Below are 17,812 nucleotides of genomic sequence, written 5' to 3'. Positions count from 1 at the left end.
TGTACCACTGCGGTTCGTGCCGGAGGCATTTCTCGTGGAGGCGCGTGCAGTCGGCCAGGTGTTGCTCGTGAGCTCGACTGCGGCCCCAGGATCCGCGCAGCGGGCGCTCCTGGACGACGTGTGTGGCGCATCGGTGAGTATCGGCCGGTTCCCAGTGCTCGAGCCGCACCGTTGTCGCATCGGTCCGGCGGAATCCGTCCCGTTCATGCGTCGGTCGGAGCGTTGACGTAAGCCCTGGTCGGGGCGGAGTATCGGAAGGAAACGAGAGGAGTAGCGATATGGGTGATCAGCTCGACTACGCCGCGTTCGAGGCGCGTCATACCGATCCGTCTGTCTCCATGGCGCGACCCGCGACGGCCTTGACGGGGAGTGAGGCTGCGGCTTACGGGAGGGAGATGCTTGATCGCGAGCACGCCCTCGATGCGGAGCTTGCGGCCGCGTTAGATCAGGCGCTCGCCACCGTGGATCGCGGTGGGGTGACTCCGTTGCGTCGACGCATACGCGGGGGCAGCTGAGTTCACGGAGAACGCAGGAGGGGCCGGGACATTTCGTCCCGGCCCCTCCTGCGTCGCTCGTCGAAGCCATTTCTCTCGAGGGGTGAGCAGTTCCGGGCGTCGCTCCGGTTCTGGCTGGTGTGCGTGTCACGTTGGTGCTTGGTCGGGTTCCCGGTTCAAGCACCGACGTGCCGCGGGGTCAGGCGCAGAGCACCTGGCTCGCGACGAGCGTGGTCGGTACGCTCTGCGGCAGCGAGTTCGGGCGGGCGACTCCGACATCGAGGTAGGCGCAGACCCTGTCCGAGCTCTGGTTGAGCTTGATGACCTTGGTGTAGGCGACGGTGGTGTACTCCTCGTTCGCTCCGGCCTTGTTGTAGGGTGCCGCCTGTCCGTGGATGCTGATCCCGATGTAGCGGGGCATGAGGCTGCCGGCTGCTTGGAAGCGCGCGTAGTTGCCCGGGCAGCCGTTCGACCATTTGATCTGGAGAGTCCCGAGCTTCTGCCAGGAGTTGCCCGCCCAGGTGCCGACATCGGTTTGCTTCACCAGGAAGTTCGTCGCGCAAGAACCTGACGCGGGGTTCGCATACCCGCCCCAATCGCTGGCGGAAGCGGGAGTGGCCATCGAGAACGTGAGTGCGACGGCTGCTGCCATCGTGAGGAGCGTGGGTGGGATGAACTTGCGCATGAGTAGTCTCCTTTGACTAGTGCAGCGTGTGTGCGTTCAAAGTAACCGGAGGCTCGCTCGACATGCTCGAAGTTTTGATCACGGTTGTGTAGCGAGCGTGAGTTCACATCTCAGGTTCAGTGTTCGGTCAGTTTGTTGCCCGGGATTGAGTCATCGAATATGACGGAGGGGCTGGGACGCTTCGTCCCAGCCCCTCTTGTGTTTGTCGCGCTGCGTGCCGTCTAGCCCTACTTGAAGAGGTTGAGCATCAGCGGCGTGAGGATGATGCCGACGAAGACGAAAGCAAGCAGGGTGAGCGGGATGGAGAGCCGTTCGCTGGCCTCGTTGGCTCTCGTGTGCTCGTCAGCGAGGAGCTGCACTCGGAGTGTCTTGCCACGAGCTCGGAGGGTTTCTGCGACCGAGGCTCCGGAGTCGCCTGAGAGGCGCATGATTTTGGCGATTTCGCCGAGCTCGGGGACTCGGATTTGGTCGGAGAGCGTGCTCAGCGCGGTCCAGGGGGGTGTGCCGGCGATTTGTGCTCGGGTGAGCTCCTGGCGGATGCGGCGGAACACTGGGCTGGTTGAGATGCGTGCGGCGTTCGTGAGCGCGTCCGCTGCGGAGCTGCCGCTGAGGCGTTCGGTTGCGACGAGCTCGAGGTAGACGGAGACTGCCCGCGCATACTCGCGCCGAGCATCCTTCGCTTTGAGGCGCAGTTCATGGTCAGGGATGAACCACAGCCCGATGCCGAGCGGGATGCCGATGAGTGCGGGGATACCCATCGGGAGGGCCCCGATGGTTTGCATGATGAGCCCGAACGCGGCGGGTGCCAGGAAACCGGTGAGGGCAAGCAGCGTCTTTTCCCAGTAGAACCGCCACGAGGGCATCTCGACCAGGTCGAGGTCGTCGACGGGGGTGGTGAAGAACGGCAGATCCGGAAGGCGGCTCTGGACCCATGTGCCGACCCGCTCGGGGCGGGCCTGTTGGGAAGAGTCGACGGTCACGAAGTTGCTGTTGCCGAGACGCCCAAGCGCGTCGGAGAGCTGTGGCCTGGTGGGTGCCAGCGGGAGAAGCAGGAAGACCGCGCCGATGGCGACGATGGCGCCGGGGATGAAGGTGAGCAAGGACATGGCTACTCCTGGTGGCCGAGGAGGCGGGGTGTCGGTGGCGTGGTGACGATGCGCTTCATCCAGACCAGGACGAGGGCGTAGACGATGAGCCACACAGCGAGCAGCAGCTGCCCGATGGGTGAGCTGTAGGGCGCCATGAATTGACCGAAGACGGGCAGGAGCACGATGAGGCCGGTGGTCATCAGGGTGATGATGCGCACGTTCTGCTGCGGCTTCGCCCGGTCGGTCTCGATCTCGCGTCGAGCGCGCACCTCATCCGAAATACTTGTCGCCAGATCCTCGAGCGCCCGAGTGAGGCCGGGGCCCCGCTTCTTCTCGGCGAGGAGCAGGTGCGAGACGAGGAGATCGGCGGTGGGGTCTTTAAGCTCTTGCGCGAACGCTCGCAGGGCGTCCTCGGTCCGCCAACGGGCGCCAAGCCTCGCGACGAGGGTCGCCACCTGGGGGCGAATCGCCTCTGGCGCCGTCGCGAGGCTCGTTGAGATTGTGAGCTCCATGCCGGCTCCCGTGCTCGTGAGGCCAGCCAGGTTGCGAGCCCAGCTCTCCAGCGCGTCGAGTCGAGCGAGCTGCGCTGGCACGCTGCCCTTGCCCAGGAGGAGCGGAATGCCGATCGCAGCGAGCGGGAGCGCAACGAGGTAGACGATCCACCCGCTGAGGAGCCAGAGCCCGATGCCGGCGAGCGTCGCACCTGCAACGAGGATCCGCGTCCGCCGGTCAACGCTCGCCGCGAGTTGTTGCACGAAGACGCTCGTGCCACTGGTGCGCTTGTAACTGCGCACCTCGGGGGGAGGGGCGAAGCCGAGGCCGAAGACGAGGAAGCCGGCGAGGGTGAGGGTGACTGCGAGGGCAGTGATGGCGGCCATCAGGCGTGCTCGCTTTCACGGAAGCCGAGGTAGCCGTGGTGCTCGACTGCCTCGAGCATGTGCGGCGTGGGGCGAGCCACGCGCTCGAGTTCGGCTCCTCTCCATGAGCGGGCGAAGAGGTCGGCGGCGATCGGGCGTTGCACTCCCCCGATGATTTCTCCGGGCTGAATTTCTGCGATGTGCGTGACGCGACGCTTCGGCCGGCCGGTCTCGTCGAAGACGCGCTGGATCTGCACGACCAGGTCGATGTGCTGTGCGATCTGTCGATAGGCGTAGGCGTCCGTCGACCCGAGGTTGCGCAGGGAGAGTGACGCGAGGCGCTCCACGGTGTTCGTGGGCGAGAGCGCGTGGATGGTCGAGATGGAGCCGGCCCCTGCCTGCATGGCCTGGAACATCGCGTCCACCTCACCGCCACGGACCTCGCCAACGATGATGCGTGTCGCGTCGAGGCGCAGGCTCTCTTCGAGCAGCTCCACGAGCGTGACAGCACCGGCTCGGGTGCCGTCCGTTCCCATCTCGCCCTGACCGGGCCGATACTGCAGCGGCGTGACGATGTGGTTACGTCCGATGCGCTCGAGGTAGAGCTCGCGCTCCTTCTCGATCGTCACGATTTTCTCGTGTGCCGGGATCGCTGCGGCGAGGGCGCGCACCAGGGTCGTCTTGCCGGCACCGGGGAGGCCGGCGACAACGACGCTGTGTCCGGCTTCGACCGCGGCCGTCAGGAACGCGGCGGCGTCGCTGGTGAGCGTGCCGTGCTCCTTGACGAGCGATTCCAGGGTGACGTCAACGAGGCGGTGGACGCGGATGACGGCCTTGGGCCGGTGCGCGATAACGGGATGGACGGCGGCGAGACGCGCTCCACCGGGGAGGTCCATGTCTAGGAGGGGATCGACGGAGGTGAAGTTGCGCGGCTCCGCGCCGTTTCCCGACCTCTGCGCGAGGAACGCGATGTCGGCGACGAGCTCCGCGTCGTTGCGCGCGATCGGTGGGTGCTGTTCGCGGCTCCCATCGCTCTTCGATACCCAGACTTGGTCGCCGTAGATGTCGATGTTCTCGACCATGGGGTCGTCGACGAGCGGTTGGAGCCGGCCGAGCTTGAAGATCCCATCGAACAGTGCCTTCGCGGTGGATTCGCGTCGCGCCATGGACCACGCGGCGTCCTGTCCGGAGACGCGGATCTGTTCGTGAATGTGCTGCTCGATGACCTCGAGGATGTGCGCCTGTGCCTGGGCGTGCTGCTCGGCCTCAGTGATGCCGGGGTTCGCCTCGATGGCGGTGGAGAGGAGCTCTGACACGCGCTGGCGGAGTTGGCTGATGAGATCCCACTCCAGGTGGCTGTCGTGCGCTGCTTCGGTCGCTGCGGACGGCGTAGTACTGGCCGGAGTGACTTGCGGTGGTCTCGAGAAGCTGGGGGCGCGCAGGGTGGAGGCTGCTTGGAGATTCGAATGCGAGACGTGTGCCTGTTCGGTGGGCGTCGCCGCGCTCGTGAGGAAGAGCGGCAGAGAGGCGATGTCAGCGGGTGAGTTCACGGATTCAGACATGTGTCGCGCTCCTTGGGTTCTGCGTGGAGCCGTTCACGACGGCATCGTTGCGGCTGGCGTACTGGGTGAGCCGCTCCCCCGTTGCTCGGATCGAGTTGGCGTATCGGTCTCGGCGATCGCGTGCGCTCTTCCCGAGGGAGTACTTCGCCGCGGATTCCGGCGCCCATGGCACGTGTCCGAGGACGGGGATGCCGGCGGCTCGCTCGACTTCACGTGGGGAGTAGTTCTCGGTCGCGCGATCGATCAGGATCGCCGCGAGGCGTTCAGCGCGTCCGGTCTCGGAGATCATGGCCTGCAGTTCGTTGAGCACGGTGGTGTGGTCGTTCACCCGGGCGACAAGACTGGCGAGGTCTGGCAGGGTGCTGCCGGTCACAACAGTTGTGAGGTCTGCGGCCGTGATGACCTGTGCGCGTGCGGGATCTGTCGGCGTGAACGAGCCGAGGTCGACCAGGACGTCCATGGTGCTCGAGCGGAAGGCCGCAAGCGACGTGACTAGGTGGCGCCAGAATGCGCTCGCGCCACGGGCAGCGCCCAGGCTCGCGAAACCGGGGACCAAGTAGCGCTCGGGCGCGAGCTCGAGGCTCTGCTCGAACACCTGCTGCGCGGTGACGGATCCGGCTGTGCCAGCGAGAGCCGAGAGCTGCGACAGCCCGATGGTCGGTGCGACCTGGCCGCGGAAGTGACCGGCCAGGACGGTGGAGGTGTAGCGCGGGTCGGCCTCGACGAGGAGCGCGGGCCGGGGCCAGTTCATGGTGAGGGCAACGGCTGTGGTCGTTGTTCCTGCGCTGTGGCCGATCGAGCAGAGTGCGATGAGTGCCACGTCAGGCCGCCCCACCCGCGTCGAGCACGACGGCGACGCGACCGGTAGCCGCGTGTGCCGCGACGAGCGCCGCTTGGTTCGCGGGGACTTGGACGTTGACGATCGTGCTACCGCTGCGTTCGTCGTGTCCGATGGCGTAGACGGTCGCTGCGATGGTCGTGGGTTCGACCCCGGGGACGTCGCTCTGCGCAAGCGGAGTCGCCACGATGCGCACGGTGTCTCCGGCAACGAGCGGGGTGCTCGGCAGCTGGCCGCCGGCGAGGGCGATGCCCACGATGGACTGATCGGCCGGGACGTTCGTGGAGCTCCCCACTGACTCGGCGCTGAGCAGGGCGCCCTTGGGGAGGTCGGTGGCCGCGACCTGGCCGATGAGGCTGTCGATGTCGTCGACGCTCAGGGTCGCAGCGCTCTGCCCGCCCGTGATCTCGATCGTGCCGAGATCAGTGGCCTCGATGATGTCGCCGCGGGAGACGTTCGTTGCGGTTGTCACGACGGTGTCGCTGTGCGTGATGCTGGTGAACAGGAAGTAGCTGGTCAGGCCACCGACGATGACCATGGCCATGCCTCCGGCGATGAGAGCGGTGCTGCGCCGCCGCTTGGTGGCGGGCTGGGTTGCTGCCGGTTGCACTCCTCGGCGGGCGGACGCTCGCGGTGGCTTCGTGGCTGTCGATGGTTCTGTCGTCATGGTTCTTCGTCCCCGTTCGTGTCACCAGGTGACAGCGCCTCTCATCGGGCCGCGTTGTTGGGCGGTCGACCTGTGGCGTGTTCGCTGGCGTTGAGTTCGTTGCGCGACCTTTGGTCGCTACCTACGTATTGGCATCCGTTACGTGCCGTTTGGACACCTGCTGGCCTCGAATCAGTAAGGACAGCAGGTGTCGATCAGTGGGAGATCTCCGGCAGGTAGGAGTCGAGCGCGGCGGTGATCATGGCAGATCGGTCGGGGGCACCGACCTGCTTCACGAGTTCGTCGAGCACGGTGCGGTTGCTGTCGCGAATGCGGATGTTGATGCGTTCTGTGTTCCGTCGTTCCTGGTGGACGCGGAGGTCTTCGCGGTCGAAGAGCGACTTCGCGGTGGGTGCGCTTGCTACCCGGCCTGCGAGCAGGTCGGGAAGCTTGTCGATCGTGGCGTCGATGGCGTCGAAGACGATCGTTGGGTTGGATCGCCCGGTGGCCTTCCGGTGGGCCTCGAGGCGCTGCAGGAGCTCGGTCCACATGGGGACAGGAATGGGCTTGTATCCGTCGACCTGCAGGGCTGTCGAACTGGATTCGGGCGCCTTGGTGGGCTGAGCGACGCGAGCCTTCGGGGCCTTGGCCGTGTCGTTGCTCTCGGGCTCGGGGATTGCGGGGATGTCCTGCGATGCGGTGGCTGGCGATCTCCCGGCTGCGGTGGGAGCGGAGGCAGGGGCGGGTGTCTTCGTGGCCTGCCGTATTGGCTCGACGGTGGGGATGTCGCTCAGGAGATCTCCGAGCTTTGGCAGCGGCTTCTTCTGCGGGTTCATGCGGATGCCCCTTCGTTCTCAGGCTCCTGATTGGTCTGGGCGGTGTGGGTGTTGATGGTCTGCAGTACCTCGCGGGTCACGGCAATGTAGTCGGCCGCGAGGTGGCCGGCGCTGCTGCCGATCCGTCGCGTCGCTGGCTCGCCATCGAGGAGCTGCTTGCGCCAGGCGAACGGGTCCTGGTCCTGGGCTTCCTTCGCGAGCTCATGCGCGAGCTGGCCCGAGTTTCGCGCGGCGACGGCGGAGGCCTGGGCGTGACGAATGTAGGACTCAAACACCGGGACGTCCTCACCGAGCATCTCCCGGAGCTCCGCTCGCGCGTTCGCCTGGACTCGAGTGGAGGTTGACCCGATTCCCCAGAGCAGCACGCCGAGGATCCCGAGCGTCGGGTTGTAGCGGCGAAGCTCCTCGACACGTCGTGCGATCTGGAAGATGCCACTCTTGGACGCGTCATCGGGAAGTGTGGGAATGATCAGCCATCTGGCAGCGACGAGCGCCTGGGTCTGCATGATCCCTTCGCCGGGAGGGCAGTCCAGGAGCACCAGCGAGTACTGCGGCGCCAGTGGAGCGAGCGCGCGGGCCAGGGCCTCAGTGACGTCCACGCCGCTCATGCCGTCGCCGGCGAGCTGGGTCGTCAGCTTGCCGGTCATGCGCCCACCAGGGATGACGTCGAGGTTCGGGCGCACGCCCACGATGGGGGTGAGCTTCTCCCCCATCGCTACCGCGTCGAACAGCTGGCGGCCCTCGTCATCGAGTTCAGTGCCTCGATATCCGAGGTCCTCGCCGAGGTTCCCCTGCGGATCGAGGTCAACGACAAGGACGCGCTGCCCTGATGCCGCGGTGATGCCAGCCAGGTTGGCGGTCGTCGAGGTCTTGCCGACCCCTCCCTTCATGGAGGCTTCAGCGACGACGTTGTCGAGCTGGGATCGGAAGTCAGTCAGAGTTTCAGGCATGAGCACCTCGTGTGTTGTTCGGCTGCATAGGTTCAGGTTACTCCAGTGTCACCCCCCTGGAAAGTACCAACACGCTGTCAGACACATACCAGCGCGATGACAGATCCTATTCAGTTCTGTACCAGCTCCGCTACCAACGCATTACAGCACTGCATCAGAGACGCAACATGCACGCAACATATGCGCATCAACCAACAACCAGGTACGTAACTGTTACACAGCAGGACTCGCAATGGTCTGCAACGGGTCTGCAACAGGTGCACAGTCTGCGAGTACCAACTGCACAGCAGTCGTGCGCCCCAGACGAAACAGGCAAGGCACTCATAGACAGCCTGAAGCGTACGGGTGAGCTACAGGGAGCACGACAGGCGCGTAATGGGAGGGTCCCATGCTCGACGTGTGTCGGTGGGCGTCGACGGCAACGGCCCCTGTCGAGGTCTGCGGGGCAGATCTCGACAGGGGCCGGGTTGGCTGTGGTGGGGCTTACCAGCGCCCGTGTTCGACGATGTGCGCGCGAACGCCGTCGCGGAGCTTGTAGCGGATGCGCTGTACGCGCTTGGTGAGGGCGGCAGCGCTGAGTCCCTCGACGGTTGCGAGGTCAAGGCGGCTTTGCTTCTCGCCGAGCTCGTAGGCGGTCAGCAGGCGGATCTCGTCCGCGGTGAGGCAGCGCGACTCTCGGGCCCACCGCAGAACCTCCTGCAGCTCGCGGGTGCTCGAGTCGTTGGCAGACACGGGGCCCAGTGCGGCCTCGAGGGTGTCGTCTGGGGCCGCGTCTTCAGGGGCAATGGCGAGCTTCGTCTCGGTGCGCGTGATGATGCTGAGCGTTCGCGCCCCGAGGTTGAAGGCAACGCTCGTGCACGTGGTGTCCAGGGGGAAGAGCTGGATGGCTTCCCAGACTGCCGCAATGGCGATGTCCCGGGCGTTCCGCACTTCGTGGCGGCGGAGGCCGACGGTGCCGCGTGCGAGGCGGAGAGCGCGGGGGAGGAACGCGTAGAGCAGGAAGTCTGTCGCTGGCCCGTGACGTAGCTGAGCGAGCCGGATGAGCTCGAGCAGGATGGCGTTGGTTTCGGGAAGGTCGGCAGCTTGGTACTGCGCGTAGAGGTCGGCGCTGGTGTGTTCACCGAGCGATCCGAAAGAGGTCACCTGCATCGAGCTGAGTGACCAGTGGCGCCTGACTTGGGTCGGGCATGAGTGTTCTGCGGAAGTCCACATGAAGCTGCACCTCTTCTGTCGTGGTGCTCTTCACGGTCCTCACGGGGTCTTGGCCGGGTTCTTGGTCACTTCCGGACGGGTCTGAAAAAGGGCTGATAAACGGGCAGAAAAAAGATTCCCGGCGGCCTGTCCAAATGAGCGTCGCCTTCGGCCATTACCTATGTGACCTAGCTCTAACCGGAGGGACTTCCCATGTCTGAACCCACTGAGACCGCGTCGTGGGCTGATGAAGCCACGGTGCTTTCCGCGTGCGACGAGATCAGCCTCACGGCGCTGGAGCTCGCGACGAAGCCGCTCGATGTGCAAGTTCAACAGCGGGTCGTGACGCTTCTGCAGAGCTCGTCGACGGCGGATGCGATGGAATCCGCTCGTCGAGTCGTCGGCGGTGCCGCATGAAGCTCTTCGGGCGGTCCAAAGAGGCGAACGACGCAGGCGCTGACGAGGTTGAAGAGGCGGTAGACACCATCGCCCCGATGCGCACGGAAGCGTGGACTGGGGGAGCGTCCATGGGGGCGAAGGCGTTGTCGGCGCTCCTCTTCGGGGCGATCGCGTGCGGGCCGGTCGGGTTGGGAGTTTGGGCTTTGAGCGGGAGTGCCGAAGCGCCGTTGCCGGTGGCAGCTGCTCCAAGCCCGGTGGGGCTGACGGCTGCAGAGCAGCGCGCCGGTGCCTTCGGGGAGCAGTTCCTGAGCGCGTACTTCCGGGCAACTCGCGACGACACCGCCCCTCTGGCCGAGTTCCTCACGAACTTCGAGGTCAGCAGCACAGTCGCTGTTGAGTACCGCGATTTGGTCGTTGCCGGCGTCGATGAGGGTGACGAGGGGCAGTTCACGGTCACGCTCAGCGCGCTTGTCAACGAAGTCACAACGAGTGGGCAGATGCAGTGGGTCAATCGGCAGTATCAGGTCGCCGTCTCAGGCGTCGACAGCACCTTGGCTGTCGTAGCTCCGCCCATGTTGGTGCAGGAGGAAACAGGGCTCGACACAACAAAACGTGACTACCCCGCGGTGGCATCTTCCAGTCCGGTATGGACCGCGGCCAATGACTTCCTCGTGCCCTACTTCACGGGAACCGGCGACATCACTCGATCGGTGACCCCAGGCGCTGACCTGACCCCGCCGACCAGCCCAAACTACGTCGCCATCGACCTCGTCCGAGTCGGCGCTCACGAAGAAATTCCCGCGGAGCCAGTCAACGGGGAGGTCCTTCACCTCGAGGCCACGATTCGCGCGACGGCGGCCGCGGAGAGCGTGCATACCTACGTGGCCTGGATCACCGTGACCTCACGAGACGGCCGCTGGGAAGTCTCGTCACTCGACCCCTACCCATTCACCACTACACCAACGGAGACACCAAATGCTTGACACCCTTATCGCACGCGCCAGCACGACCTCTGCTGTCGAAAGCCTCCGGGCCGAAGGAATCCTCGATCGCGCGAATGGCCTCATCGTCGACATGACCGCCGTCTTCAACACGGCGGTTGTCTTCGTCGTCTGCGTCGTGGTCCTTATCGTCACCCTCAAGGGCGGCTTCACCGTCGTCAAGCTCGTCAGTTCGGGCCTCGTAGGTGCACTCGTGATCTGGCTCGTCGTGGGCAGCGGTCTTGTGAACCTCAGCGGTTCCGTCGGCAGTGAACTCGAATCCAGCGCCACTGTCGTGACCATCGAATCGCATCCCGCACTCGCATGAGCACCCAGGCTGGCCACGACATCACTCGCGTAGCTCGCTTCTACACAAAGTCACGCCGCTACCCGAAGATGATCGGGCACGCCGGCGGAGCTCGCATTCCCGGAGGGCCGTACAGCTTCGCCCAGGCGATCGGTGCGGCCCTCACGATCGCGTTGGCGTGGGTGACGCAAAACGCGTGGGCACCCAACACGATCGTCGCCCTCTTTGGAGCCGCGGTAGCAGGTGCGCTGGTCGGTTTCGCACTGCGGTACTTGCCAGTCACCAACCTCAACCCAATGCTGCTGATCTCGGCTGGCGCACATGCCGTCTTCACGCATCAGACGGGCACCTACAAGGGTGTGAAGTTTCGCCTGAAGCCCCCGCGTCCTGTGCCCACGAGGTCGCTGGCGCAGCCGAGACGAAAGGCTGCGGGTCTTCAGCTCGCGGAGCCCGCCGTCGAGCTGAGCGCGCCCACGGTGGCGGAAGCTCGGACACCGCTCGTCGAGCCGCTGCTCGAAGAGCAACCTCCTGTCGTGGACGCATCGCCCACCGCTTCTGAAGCACAACCACCACGTGCACTCACCGGTGTCGAGCGTCTTCTCGCTCAAACCTCATCCCACTGACACGAAAGCGGAGCGTTCCCATGCGAATCCCGATCATTGCCCTCGCAGACAATCTCCTGTGGACGCGCTCTGGCGTCGTCTGGGCCGTCTGGCGCTTGCAGGGCGTCGAGTACCGCTACACGAGCTCCAAGAAGCAGCAGCAGGCGTTGATGGCCCACCAGGCACTCCTGCGCGCGCTCCGGGGTGAAGCGCTGCTCTACAGCGTCTGCTCGGATCGCGATCCCGTGTCCGTCGTCGAACGGATGCTCGAAGGTGTCGATGTTGCGGAGCACCCCCAGTGGGCGGAAGAGGTTGTGCTCACCTTGGATCAGCTCGCCGGCATGCAGATCGGTGAGCGGAGTTTCTGGATAGCTGTGCCGTTGGCGGTGAATGATCCCGTCAACCGGGTGCGAGGGGCCGCATACAGTGCTGAGTCGAGCCTCCGCGACTCGCTGGCGCTTCCGCGGCGGTTCCCCTCCACCTCCACGCTGGAAAAAGCAAGGAAGAGTGCTCACCTGATCGGGCAGTCGCTGCCGTTTCCCTTCCGTCCTCGCGCGGCCACACCCGCCGAGACCGCGTGGTTGTTCGGGCATGCCCAGCAGCGGGGTCTTGGCGTTGATGGAGCGGTGCCCTCTGCTGGCAGTCCGCTCGATGAAGTGTCGTTCCAGCGGCCGACCGTGATCCCCGAGCCGCTGCTCGACGAGGGCGCCCAGTCGGATACCTCTTCGCTGGGCCGGATCAACCCGTTCAAACGGCGCTACGTGAAAGTCACGAGCGCTCTGACGGAGGAACCCTCCTACCAGGCACTGCTTGCCCTCACGGGCGGCCCCAAGGGTGGCTGGAGCACACCTGGAGTCGAATGGTTGGCGAAGCTCGACGAGTTCCCCTTCGCCGTGGACTGGTCGCTGCGGCTGCAGATCTCCTCCGGCAAGGTCGTGCAGCAGCGCAATAAGAAGGCGGTCAACGAGCTCAACGACCAGATGAAGCAGCAGGACGGCGATCAGTCACCTTTCGGTGGTGGCGCACACCTCAAAGACGTCGCGGAAGCGCTGCAGTCGTACGCTGCGTCGCTGAACCTCTCGGAGAAGGAAGTCGAAGTTCAGGCAACCGTGATCGCTGCTGTCGCTGGACCCAGCGCGGAGGACGCCCGTTGGCAGGCAGAACAGATCAAGTCGGTCTACGGCAGTAGCGAGTTCGTCTTCGACCCGATTCTGGGCGGTCAAGAAGAGCTGTGGTGGGCCATGCTGCCCGGGTCGCCCACGACTTCGCTGGTCCGAGAGCTCGCGCAGATCACGACGAGCCGAGAATTTGCCACAGCGATGCCGCTCACCGACGCCGAGCTCGGCGGGCGCTCTGGGTCACTGATCGCCACGAACATCTCAACGGGACGCGAAGTCCCGGTCTGCCACTCGATCGCGGCGCTCATCCGCGAGAACAAGTCCGGCAGCATCGGCATCGTCGGGGAGCCAGGTGGCGGCAAGAGCGTCTTCATGAAGGGAATCCTCGGCGACAACATCGACCAGGGTGCACGTGCCTTCATCATCGACCGAACCGTGCTTCGCGAGTACGCAGTCTTCGCCAAGTCGCTGCTGCCCGATGACACGGCGATCGTTGACCTGTTGAACCCGGAGCTCTCGCTGGACCCGATCCGCATGCTCGGCCCGGAGGCCGGGGCGAAGCACGTGTTCTCGCTCATGGCGATGATGCTGGGCGTGCGTCCGCGCGACCCGATGGGTATCGAGCTCGCGTCACTCCTGAGCCCGAAGAACATCGCCGAGCTCGGTGTCAGAAGCATGGACGACCTACGCAGGATCACCGCGGCGGGGGAGCGGGACTCGGTGCGTGCGCACCTCAACGGGATCATGAACGTGATCGCCGATCGAGACTTCGGGCGCGTGCTCTTCGACCCTTCCCTGCCGCCGGCAGACCTTTCGCGGCGAGCCGTCATCGCTTTGACTGCGGGGTTGCGTCTCCCCTCGGATGCCTCGCTCAACGCAGCTCACCTGTTCAACGACCTCCCGATGGAGGCCATCGCAGGGCGCGCCTACTACGCCTACCTCGCTGGCCTCGCCCGCGAGTACTGCTTCGCCGACTCGAAGCAGCTCGCGATCTTCGGCGTCGACGAGGCCTCCCACATCTCCATCAGCGAGGAAGGCAGGGGGTACCTCAACGAGTTCCAGCTCGACGGACGCAAGCACTTCGCATGCGCCATCGTGGCGTCACAGACCGAGGAGCATCTCGGCAACGAAGACGGCCGGCGAATGATCCCCACGCGGATCCTGTTCCGGCACGGGGACTCATCGCTTGCGCGGCGCAGTGTGGCCTGGTTCATGGGCGAGGACAACGAGGAGCGCGCTCTGTCCGGAGACGACATCGACCTCGACGAGTCGGCACGGGACATCGCTCGCATTCTCGTGGAGGACACCTCGCCGCTCGACGAGACCGGCGAGACCCCACCCCACCGCCGAGGTGAGGGCTTCCTGCGCGATCCTCAGGGACGCGTTGGCAAGGTCCGGTTCATGCTGCCGAGCCGAGCTGAGCGCCGCCAGGCCGTGCTCACGACCGCGGGAGGTGCAGCATGATCCTCCACCTGGCCGGTCGCGTCCTAGGGCATCCACGTCGCCTCCGGGCGCAGATCCGCTCAGCCTGGAGATGGTGCCGGCAGCGCCCGCGCCGTTCGGCGGTGTTCCTGGCGATCGCGCTTTGGGCTGGGCAGGTCATCTTCGGCAATCTCGTGTTCGCCTACGCCGATCCTGGCAACGAACTCATCGCAGCCTTGGGGGCTACTGATTCCAGCGGGGTGCCACTCGAGGCCTATGACCTCCTACCGATCGACCGTGGTGACGTCATGACCCCGCAGAAGGGCATCTACGGGGTTCTGACGGACTTCCTGTGGGTCGGGCACATGGTCTCCATCACCATCGCGCTCAACGTGCTCACGCTCCTCCTCGAGTTCGAATGGATCGATTGGCTGCTGGCCCCGGTGGTGGGCTGGTCGGGACTGCTGAAGCAGCAGTTCGAGGGCCTCGAATGGATCCCGTTTGCGCTCGGAATCTCCGCTTTCGTGGGCAGCATGGCCATGTGGTTCGGAAAGCGAGCCGCAGGACTCATGGACATCATCATTTCGGTGGCCTGCGGCATAGCTGCTGTGGGGATGCTCGCCAACCCGCTCGTAAACATGCAGGGCACCGAAGGAGCTTTCGCTACGGTCCGTTCCTGGGGCGCCGAGATCGCGGTCGCCGTTGTGGAGGACACTGGCTCCGAGGGAAGCACAGGGGCCGTGGTCGACCTCGACGGCGACAGTGGGGCTGAGGCTAAATCTGCGCTCAGCACAGTCGTCATCGCGGAGATCGTGGATATCTTTGTGCGCCAGCCGGCACAGTCCGTCACCTTCGGGAAGACCCTCGACGAGGTGTGCAACGCAGAGTTCACCGAGGTCATGATCTCGAGCCCGCCGTCCCTGCAGAACAACGACGTACGCAGCAAGATCAGCAGCTGCGACGAAGAGGCGAAGAACTACGTTGAGAACCCGTCGGTTTGGCAGCCACTGGCTGCGTACTTGTCGTCAGCCGGCAGCATTGCGCTCTGGTTCCTGATCGGGGTTCTGTGCGTCCTGTTCGTCTGGAGAGTTCTCAGCACGATCTGGGCCGGCATCCGAACCATGATCTGGGTCAACATCGCGGTCCTCCCCGCCATCGGGCGTCCACAGCTGGGACGAGCCGTCACCGACATGGTTCTAGGTCTTGTGTCCGTCGTCTTCATGCTGGTCCTGCTCAGTGGCTCGCTTGCGATGACCCTGAGCATCGCCCGCTCTCTCGCCGCTGCTGGCCTCGACGTGCTGTTACAGCTGATGATGATCGGCACCTTCACCTTCATCATCACTATCGGTCTGATCGTCGCCACGATCGCCATGCGCAAACAAGGCAAGACCTGGGGCAGCCTGCTCGGCAAGCTGGGCCTGGGCAAGGACTCCGCCGATGGCACGGGGCTCCACCCGGTCCAGGTCTTGGATATGGGCGTCCGCGCCGTCGAGAGGACGTCGCGGATGGCCAAGAAATTCGGCGACACCCGCACGACATCGAAGAATGAAAAACCCGAACCTTCCACGGAGATCGCTGCGCCAGCGGAGCAGGAAATTGCACCGTCAACGACAGTCCCGGCTACCTCGCGCCCACGTGGCGAGGAACCGCCAAGCAGTGTGCAGGGTGTGGCGGGATCGGACTCCCCGTCGCCCCGTGACAGTGCGAGCGCGGAGGAGCCGAACGGCGACAAGGCAAAAGACATCGCACGGGGCGCCGCAGAGGCCGGCAAGGTCGTCTACCGCCTCGCAAAGGCTGCTCCAGGCGGCTGGGGTGCCATCGGAGCGGAGAGCGGAAAGATCGCCGCGGAGAAGATCGTCACTAAGGGGCTCCAGTCGCGAAACAAATCGGGAACTCCCGACGCTGCAGCCTCAGCTCACACCGCGCACCGGGCAGAAGCTGGCCTTCCCGATGTCCGGGTCACCACGCACGCGCCGGAGCGACTCACGCTCGGTTCGAGTGTCGAGAGCCCCGGAGGCAACCGTGTGGAGGTCGGCAGTGATGGACGGGGGAAGCTGGTGCAGAGCACGAATGAGCGTCCAGCAGCATCGACGGTGCGCCCCTCACGCCCCCGTTCCTCAGCCTCTGAAGCCCGCATCGCGTCCTTCCGGAAGCAGTACGCCTCCCCGGCATCAGCACCGGTCGCCGCGCCACCAGGGCCACCTGCGGCGCCCGTTCGGTCCCTCCGCTAACTCATGAAGAAGTGGATCATCGCGGCTGCCGGTGTCGTGGTCCTTTCCGTGCCGGCTGTGCTCGTCCTGGCGCTCACACTGGCCTTCTTTACGGTCTTCAACCCTGGTGCGGTCGGGAAGGGAGGGGCGGCGATCTGCTTGCCGTCCCTCTCTGCCCCTGGGGGATCGCTCACCGTGGCGGCCAGCGACGGCGAAGAGGTTGCTCTCGATGCTGCCCGCATGCAGCACGTCGTGGATCTCCTCGAAGGGGCAGCTCAAGCAAAAGCCAACCCGAAGGCGCAGCTCATCCTCGTCATGGGTGCCCTCGCCGAGTCGCGAATGCGCATGTACGCGAATTCGACGGCGGTACCCGAATCGGTGAACTACCCGCACGACGCAGACGGCAGTGACCACGACTCGATCGGCCTCCTGCAGCAGCGCCCTTCAATTGGATGGGGCTCCGTAAAAGACCTGATGGACGCGAAGTTCAACGCTCGTGCGTTTCTGGGTGGCCCAGAAGGTCCCAACGGCGGCAGCCCGCCCGGGCTCTTCGACATTGCGGGCTGGGAGTCGATGACTCCGAACGATGCTGCCCAGAAGGTTCAGGGCTCTGCGACCCCGAATGCGTACGGGCGCTGGGAAGCAGCGGCGAAGCAGCTGATCGCTGCTGTTGGCGGTGGAGGATCTGGTGCTGGCTGCGCAGCCACGAGTGCTTCGGGTGAGGGTGGCTACCCCTTCACGGAACCTCACCCGATCACGGATGGTGTCGGCCCTCGGGGGTGCCCGGTCTCGAGCGGAAGCGGCTGTGCTGCGTCGACGTGGCATCCCGCGCTCGACTTCGGAGCCGCCTGCGGGACGCCAGTCCTGGCGATCCGTCCAGGGACTGTCACGACGTTGAGTGGCTACTGGCTTGGCATCACGACTCCGGACGGCACTGAGGTCGCCTACCTCCACATGTTCATGGACGACGTGATCGTGAAGGTGGGCGACACTGTGAGCGTTGGGCAGCAGGTGGGTGCTGTAGGAAATGCTGGCCCGTCGTCCGGCTGCCACCTCGACATTCGCGTGACCACACTCGGGAGTACGGACGCTGCAGTGCTGTCGCTGCCGCATGTCGGTGGCTCGTCGACGGCCGCCGGCTACGTCGATCCCCAGGCCTACATGGCCCTCTACGGAGTGGATCTCGGTGCGACGCCGTATGCCGCGTGAGCGGAACCTAGAACCTGATGTGGGTGGGGGAGGCTCGCTCGTCTTTACGCAAGCTTCATTCCGGCGAGCCTACACCCCCATGTCAAGTGTGACAACCCTGTTTTGCACCTACTTCGCTGGGCCAGCATGTCTGTTGCGTAGAGGTAGCGCTTCAGTCTTGTGTCGGCGTCGTTGCTTGAGTCACACCTGGCTCGCAACTCTCGAGCCTCGTGGGCCGTACAGGTGCAGGGGAAGGTTTGTCTGACTGCTGGTGTCCAAGACCCGCGTTCCAGAGGGCACTACCGAGGTAGAGCCGAAAGGAACAACCTGATGACAACGCCAACGAACGAACCCACGGATAAGTGGATGCCATACCCGCCGAGCGTGACGCATGACCTCCAAGCTGGTACGGCCGGAACTGGTCGCGTCCCTCTTCCTC

The 17,812-nt window shown here is 65.1% G+C and carries 17 protein-coding genes; 8 read left to right on the top strand and 9 right to left on the bottom strand.

The window, feature by feature from the left end; translation table 11 throughout:
* The first annotated feature begins 278 nt into the window (after positions 1 to 278).
* Positions 279 to 515, top strand: coding sequence for a hypothetical protein (locus C5E05_RS19250; RefSeq protein WP_104342848.1), 237 nt, complete (start codon positions 279 to 281; stop codon positions 513 to 515).
* A gap of 178 nt (positions 516 to 693) precedes the next feature.
* On the opposite strand, the gene C5E05_RS19245 is transcribed toward C5E05_RS19250, so the two are convergent.
* The 9 genes from C5E05_RS19245 to C5E05_RS19205 form a co-directional block, all read right to left on the bottom strand.
* A complete protein-coding gene (locus C5E05_RS19245) occupies positions 694 to 1,179 on the bottom strand; it encodes a hypothetical protein (RefSeq protein ID WP_104342847.1) in 486 nt (161 codons plus the stop codon).
* A 227-nt stretch (positions 1,180 to 1,406) separates the two neighbouring features.
* Positions 1,407 to 2,285 carry a type II secretion system F family protein gene (locus C5E05_RS19240; RefSeq protein ID WP_104342846.1) on the bottom strand — a complete coding sequence of 293 codons (879 nt, stop codon included), beginning with the start codon at positions 2,283 to 2,285 and terminating at the stop codon, positions 1,407 to 1,409.
* Between the two features lie 2 nt (positions 2,286 to 2,287).
* On the bottom strand, positions 2,288 to 3,145 hold the full coding sequence (locus C5E05_RS19235; RefSeq protein ID WP_104342845.1) for a type II secretion system F family protein: 858 nt from the start codon (positions 3,143 to 3,145) through the stop codon (positions 2,288 to 2,290).
* Entirely contained in the window at positions 3,145 to 4,686 is a 1,542-nt protein-coding gene (locus tag C5E05_RS19230; RefSeq protein ID WP_104342844.1) for a CpaF family protein, read from the bottom strand. Before C5E05_RS19230 ends, C5E05_RS19235 begins: the two co-directional genes overlap by 1 nt.
* Positions 4,679 to 5,506 carry a hypothetical protein gene (locus C5E05_RS19225; protein ID WP_104342843.1) on the bottom strand — a complete coding sequence of 276 codons (828 nt, stop codon included), beginning with the start codon at positions 5,504 to 5,506 and terminating at the stop codon, positions 4,679 to 4,681. Before C5E05_RS19225 ends, C5E05_RS19230 begins: the two co-directional genes overlap by 8 nt.
* 1 nt (position 5,507) lies before the next feature.
* Positions 5,508 to 6,191 carry an SAF domain-containing protein gene (locus C5E05_RS19220; RefSeq protein WP_104342842.1) on the bottom strand — a complete coding sequence of 228 codons (684 nt, stop codon included), beginning with the start codon at positions 6,189 to 6,191 and terminating at the stop codon, positions 5,508 to 5,510.
* A gap of 194 nt (positions 6,192 to 6,385) precedes the next feature.
* A complete protein-coding gene (locus C5E05_RS19215; protein ID WP_104342841.1) occupies positions 6,386 to 7,006 on the bottom strand; it encodes a hypothetical protein in 621 nt (206 codons plus the stop codon).
* Positions 7,003 to 7,956, bottom strand: coding sequence for a ParA family protein (locus C5E05_RS19210; protein WP_104342840.1), 954 nt, complete (start codon positions 7,954 to 7,956; stop codon positions 7,003 to 7,005). The genes C5E05_RS19215 and C5E05_RS19210 overlap by 4 nt, the downstream gene beginning before the upstream one ends.
* Positions 7,957 to 8,439: 483 nt before the next feature.
* Positions 8,440 to 9,105, bottom strand: a complete 666-nt coding sequence (locus C5E05_RS19205; protein ID WP_146081194.1) for a hypothetical protein — start codon at positions 9,103 to 9,105, stop codon at positions 8,440 to 8,442.
* A gap of 255 nt (positions 9,106 to 9,360) precedes the next feature.
* On the opposite strand from C5E05_RS19205, the gene C5E05_RS19200 reads away from it, so the two are divergent.
* The 7 genes from C5E05_RS19200 to C5E05_RS19170 all read left to right on the top strand — a co-directional run bounded on the left by C5E05_RS19200 (position 9,361) and on the right by C5E05_RS19170 (position 17,394).
* The gene (locus C5E05_RS19200; RefSeq protein ID WP_104342838.1) at positions 9,361 to 9,564 is read left to right on the top strand and encodes a hypothetical protein; all 204 of its coding nucleotides are present in this window, start codon (positions 9,361 to 9,363) and stop codon (positions 9,562 to 9,564) included.
* Complete coding sequence (locus C5E05_RS19195; protein WP_104342837.1) at positions 9,561 to 10,529, top strand: conjugal transfer protein; 969 nt, start codon at positions 9,561 to 9,563, stop codon at positions 10,527 to 10,529. Before C5E05_RS19200 ends, C5E05_RS19195 begins: the two co-directional genes overlap by 4 nt.
* Entirely contained in the window at positions 10,522 to 10,854 is a 333-nt protein-coding gene (locus C5E05_RS19190) for a hypothetical protein (protein WP_104342836.1), read from the top strand. Before C5E05_RS19195 ends, C5E05_RS19190 begins: the two co-directional genes overlap by 8 nt.
* On the top strand, positions 10,851 to 11,456 hold the full coding sequence (locus C5E05_RS19185) for a hypothetical protein (protein WP_104342835.1): 606 nt from the start codon (positions 10,851 to 10,853) through the stop codon (positions 11,454 to 11,456). Before C5E05_RS19190 ends, C5E05_RS19185 begins: the two co-directional genes overlap by 4 nt.
* Positions 11,457 to 11,476: 20 nt before the next feature.
* A complete protein-coding gene (locus C5E05_RS19180; RefSeq protein ID WP_104342834.1) occupies positions 11,477 to 14,017 on the top strand; it encodes an ATP-binding protein in 2,541 nt (846 codons plus the stop codon).
* Positions 14,018 to 14,118: 101 nt separating this feature from the next.
* The gene (locus C5E05_RS19175; RefSeq protein ID WP_104342833.1) at positions 14,119 to 16,206 is read left to right on the top strand and encodes a hypothetical protein; all 2,088 of its coding nucleotides are present in this window, start codon (positions 14,119 to 14,121) and stop codon (positions 16,204 to 16,206) included.
* A gap of 3 nt (positions 16,207 to 16,209) precedes the next feature.
* Positions 16,210 to 17,394 (top strand): M23 family metallopeptidase, encoded by a 1,185-nt coding sequence (locus tag C5E05_RS19170; protein WP_104342832.1) that lies wholly within the window; start codon positions 16,210 to 16,212, stop codon positions 17,392 to 17,394.
* The last annotated feature ends 418 nt before the right edge of the window (positions 17,395 to 17,812 follow it).

This window comes from Pseudoclavibacter sp. AY1H1 (assembly GCF_002931055.1).
Taxonomy (GTDB): domain Bacteria; phylum Actinomycetota; class Actinomycetes; order Actinomycetales; family Microbacteriaceae; genus Pseudoclavibacter.
This window is presented reverse-complemented; position numbering and strand designations above follow the sequence as displayed.

What these genes read in the sequence shown, in the direction of transcription:
- C5E05_RS19185 (WP_104342835.1), top strand. Translation starts at nt 10,851, where the DNA reads ATGAGCACCCAGGCTGGCCACGACATCACTCGCGTAGCTCGCTTCTAC.
- C5E05_RS19170 (WP_104342832.1), top strand. Translation starts at nt 16,210, where the DNA reads ATGAAGAAGTGGATCATCGCGGCTGCCGGTGTCGTGGTCCTTTCCGTG.
- C5E05_RS19235 (WP_104342845.1), bottom strand. Translation starts at nt 3,145, where the DNA reads ATGGCCGCCATCACTGCCCTCGCAGTCACCCTCACCCTCGCCGGCTTC.
- C5E05_RS19180 (WP_104342834.1), top strand. Translation starts at nt 11,477, where the DNA reads ATGCGAATCCCGATCATTGCCCTCGCAGACAATCTCCTGTGGACGCGC.
- C5E05_RS19195 (WP_104342837.1), top strand. Translation starts at nt 9,561, where the DNA reads ATGAAGCTCTTCGGGCGGTCCAAAGAGGCGAACGACGCAGGCGCTGAC.
- C5E05_RS19200 (WP_104342838.1), top strand. Translation starts at nt 9,361, where the DNA reads ATGTCTGAACCCACTGAGACCGCGTCGTGGGCTGATGAAGCCACGGTG.
- C5E05_RS19205 (WP_146081194.1), bottom strand. Translation starts at nt 9,105, where the DNA reads ATGCAGGTGACCTCTTTCGGATCGCTCGGTGAACACACCAGCGCCGAC.
- C5E05_RS19240 (WP_104342846.1), bottom strand. Translation starts at nt 2,285, where the DNA reads ATGTCCTTGCTCACCTTCATCCCCGGCGCCATCGTCGCCATCGGCGCG.
- C5E05_RS19230 (WP_104342844.1), bottom strand. Translation starts at nt 4,686, where the DNA reads ATGTCTGAATCCGTGAACTCACCCGCTGACATCGCCTCTCTGCCGCTC.
- C5E05_RS19190 (WP_104342836.1), top strand. Translation starts at nt 10,522, where the DNA reads ATGCTTGACACCCTTATCGCACGCGCCAGCACGACCTCTGCTGTCGAA.
- C5E05_RS19215 (WP_104342841.1), bottom strand. Translation starts at nt 7,006, where the DNA reads ATGAACCCGCAGAAGAAGCCGCTGCCAAAGCTCGGAGATCTCCTGAGC.
- C5E05_RS19210 (WP_104342840.1), bottom strand. Translation starts at nt 7,956, where the DNA reads ATGCCTGAAACTCTGACTGACTTCCGATCCCAGCTCGACAACGTCGTC.
- C5E05_RS19245 (WP_104342847.1), bottom strand. Translation starts at nt 1,179, where the DNA reads ATGCGCAAGTTCATCCCACCCACGCTCCTCACGATGGCAGCAGCCGTC.
- C5E05_RS19220 (WP_104342842.1), bottom strand. Translation starts at nt 6,191, where the DNA reads ATGACGACAGAACCATCGACAGCCACGAAGCCACCGCGAGCGTCCGCC.
- C5E05_RS19250 (WP_104342848.1), top strand. Translation starts at nt 279, where the DNA reads ATGGGTGATCAGCTCGACTACGCCGCGTTCGAGGCGCGTCATACCGAT.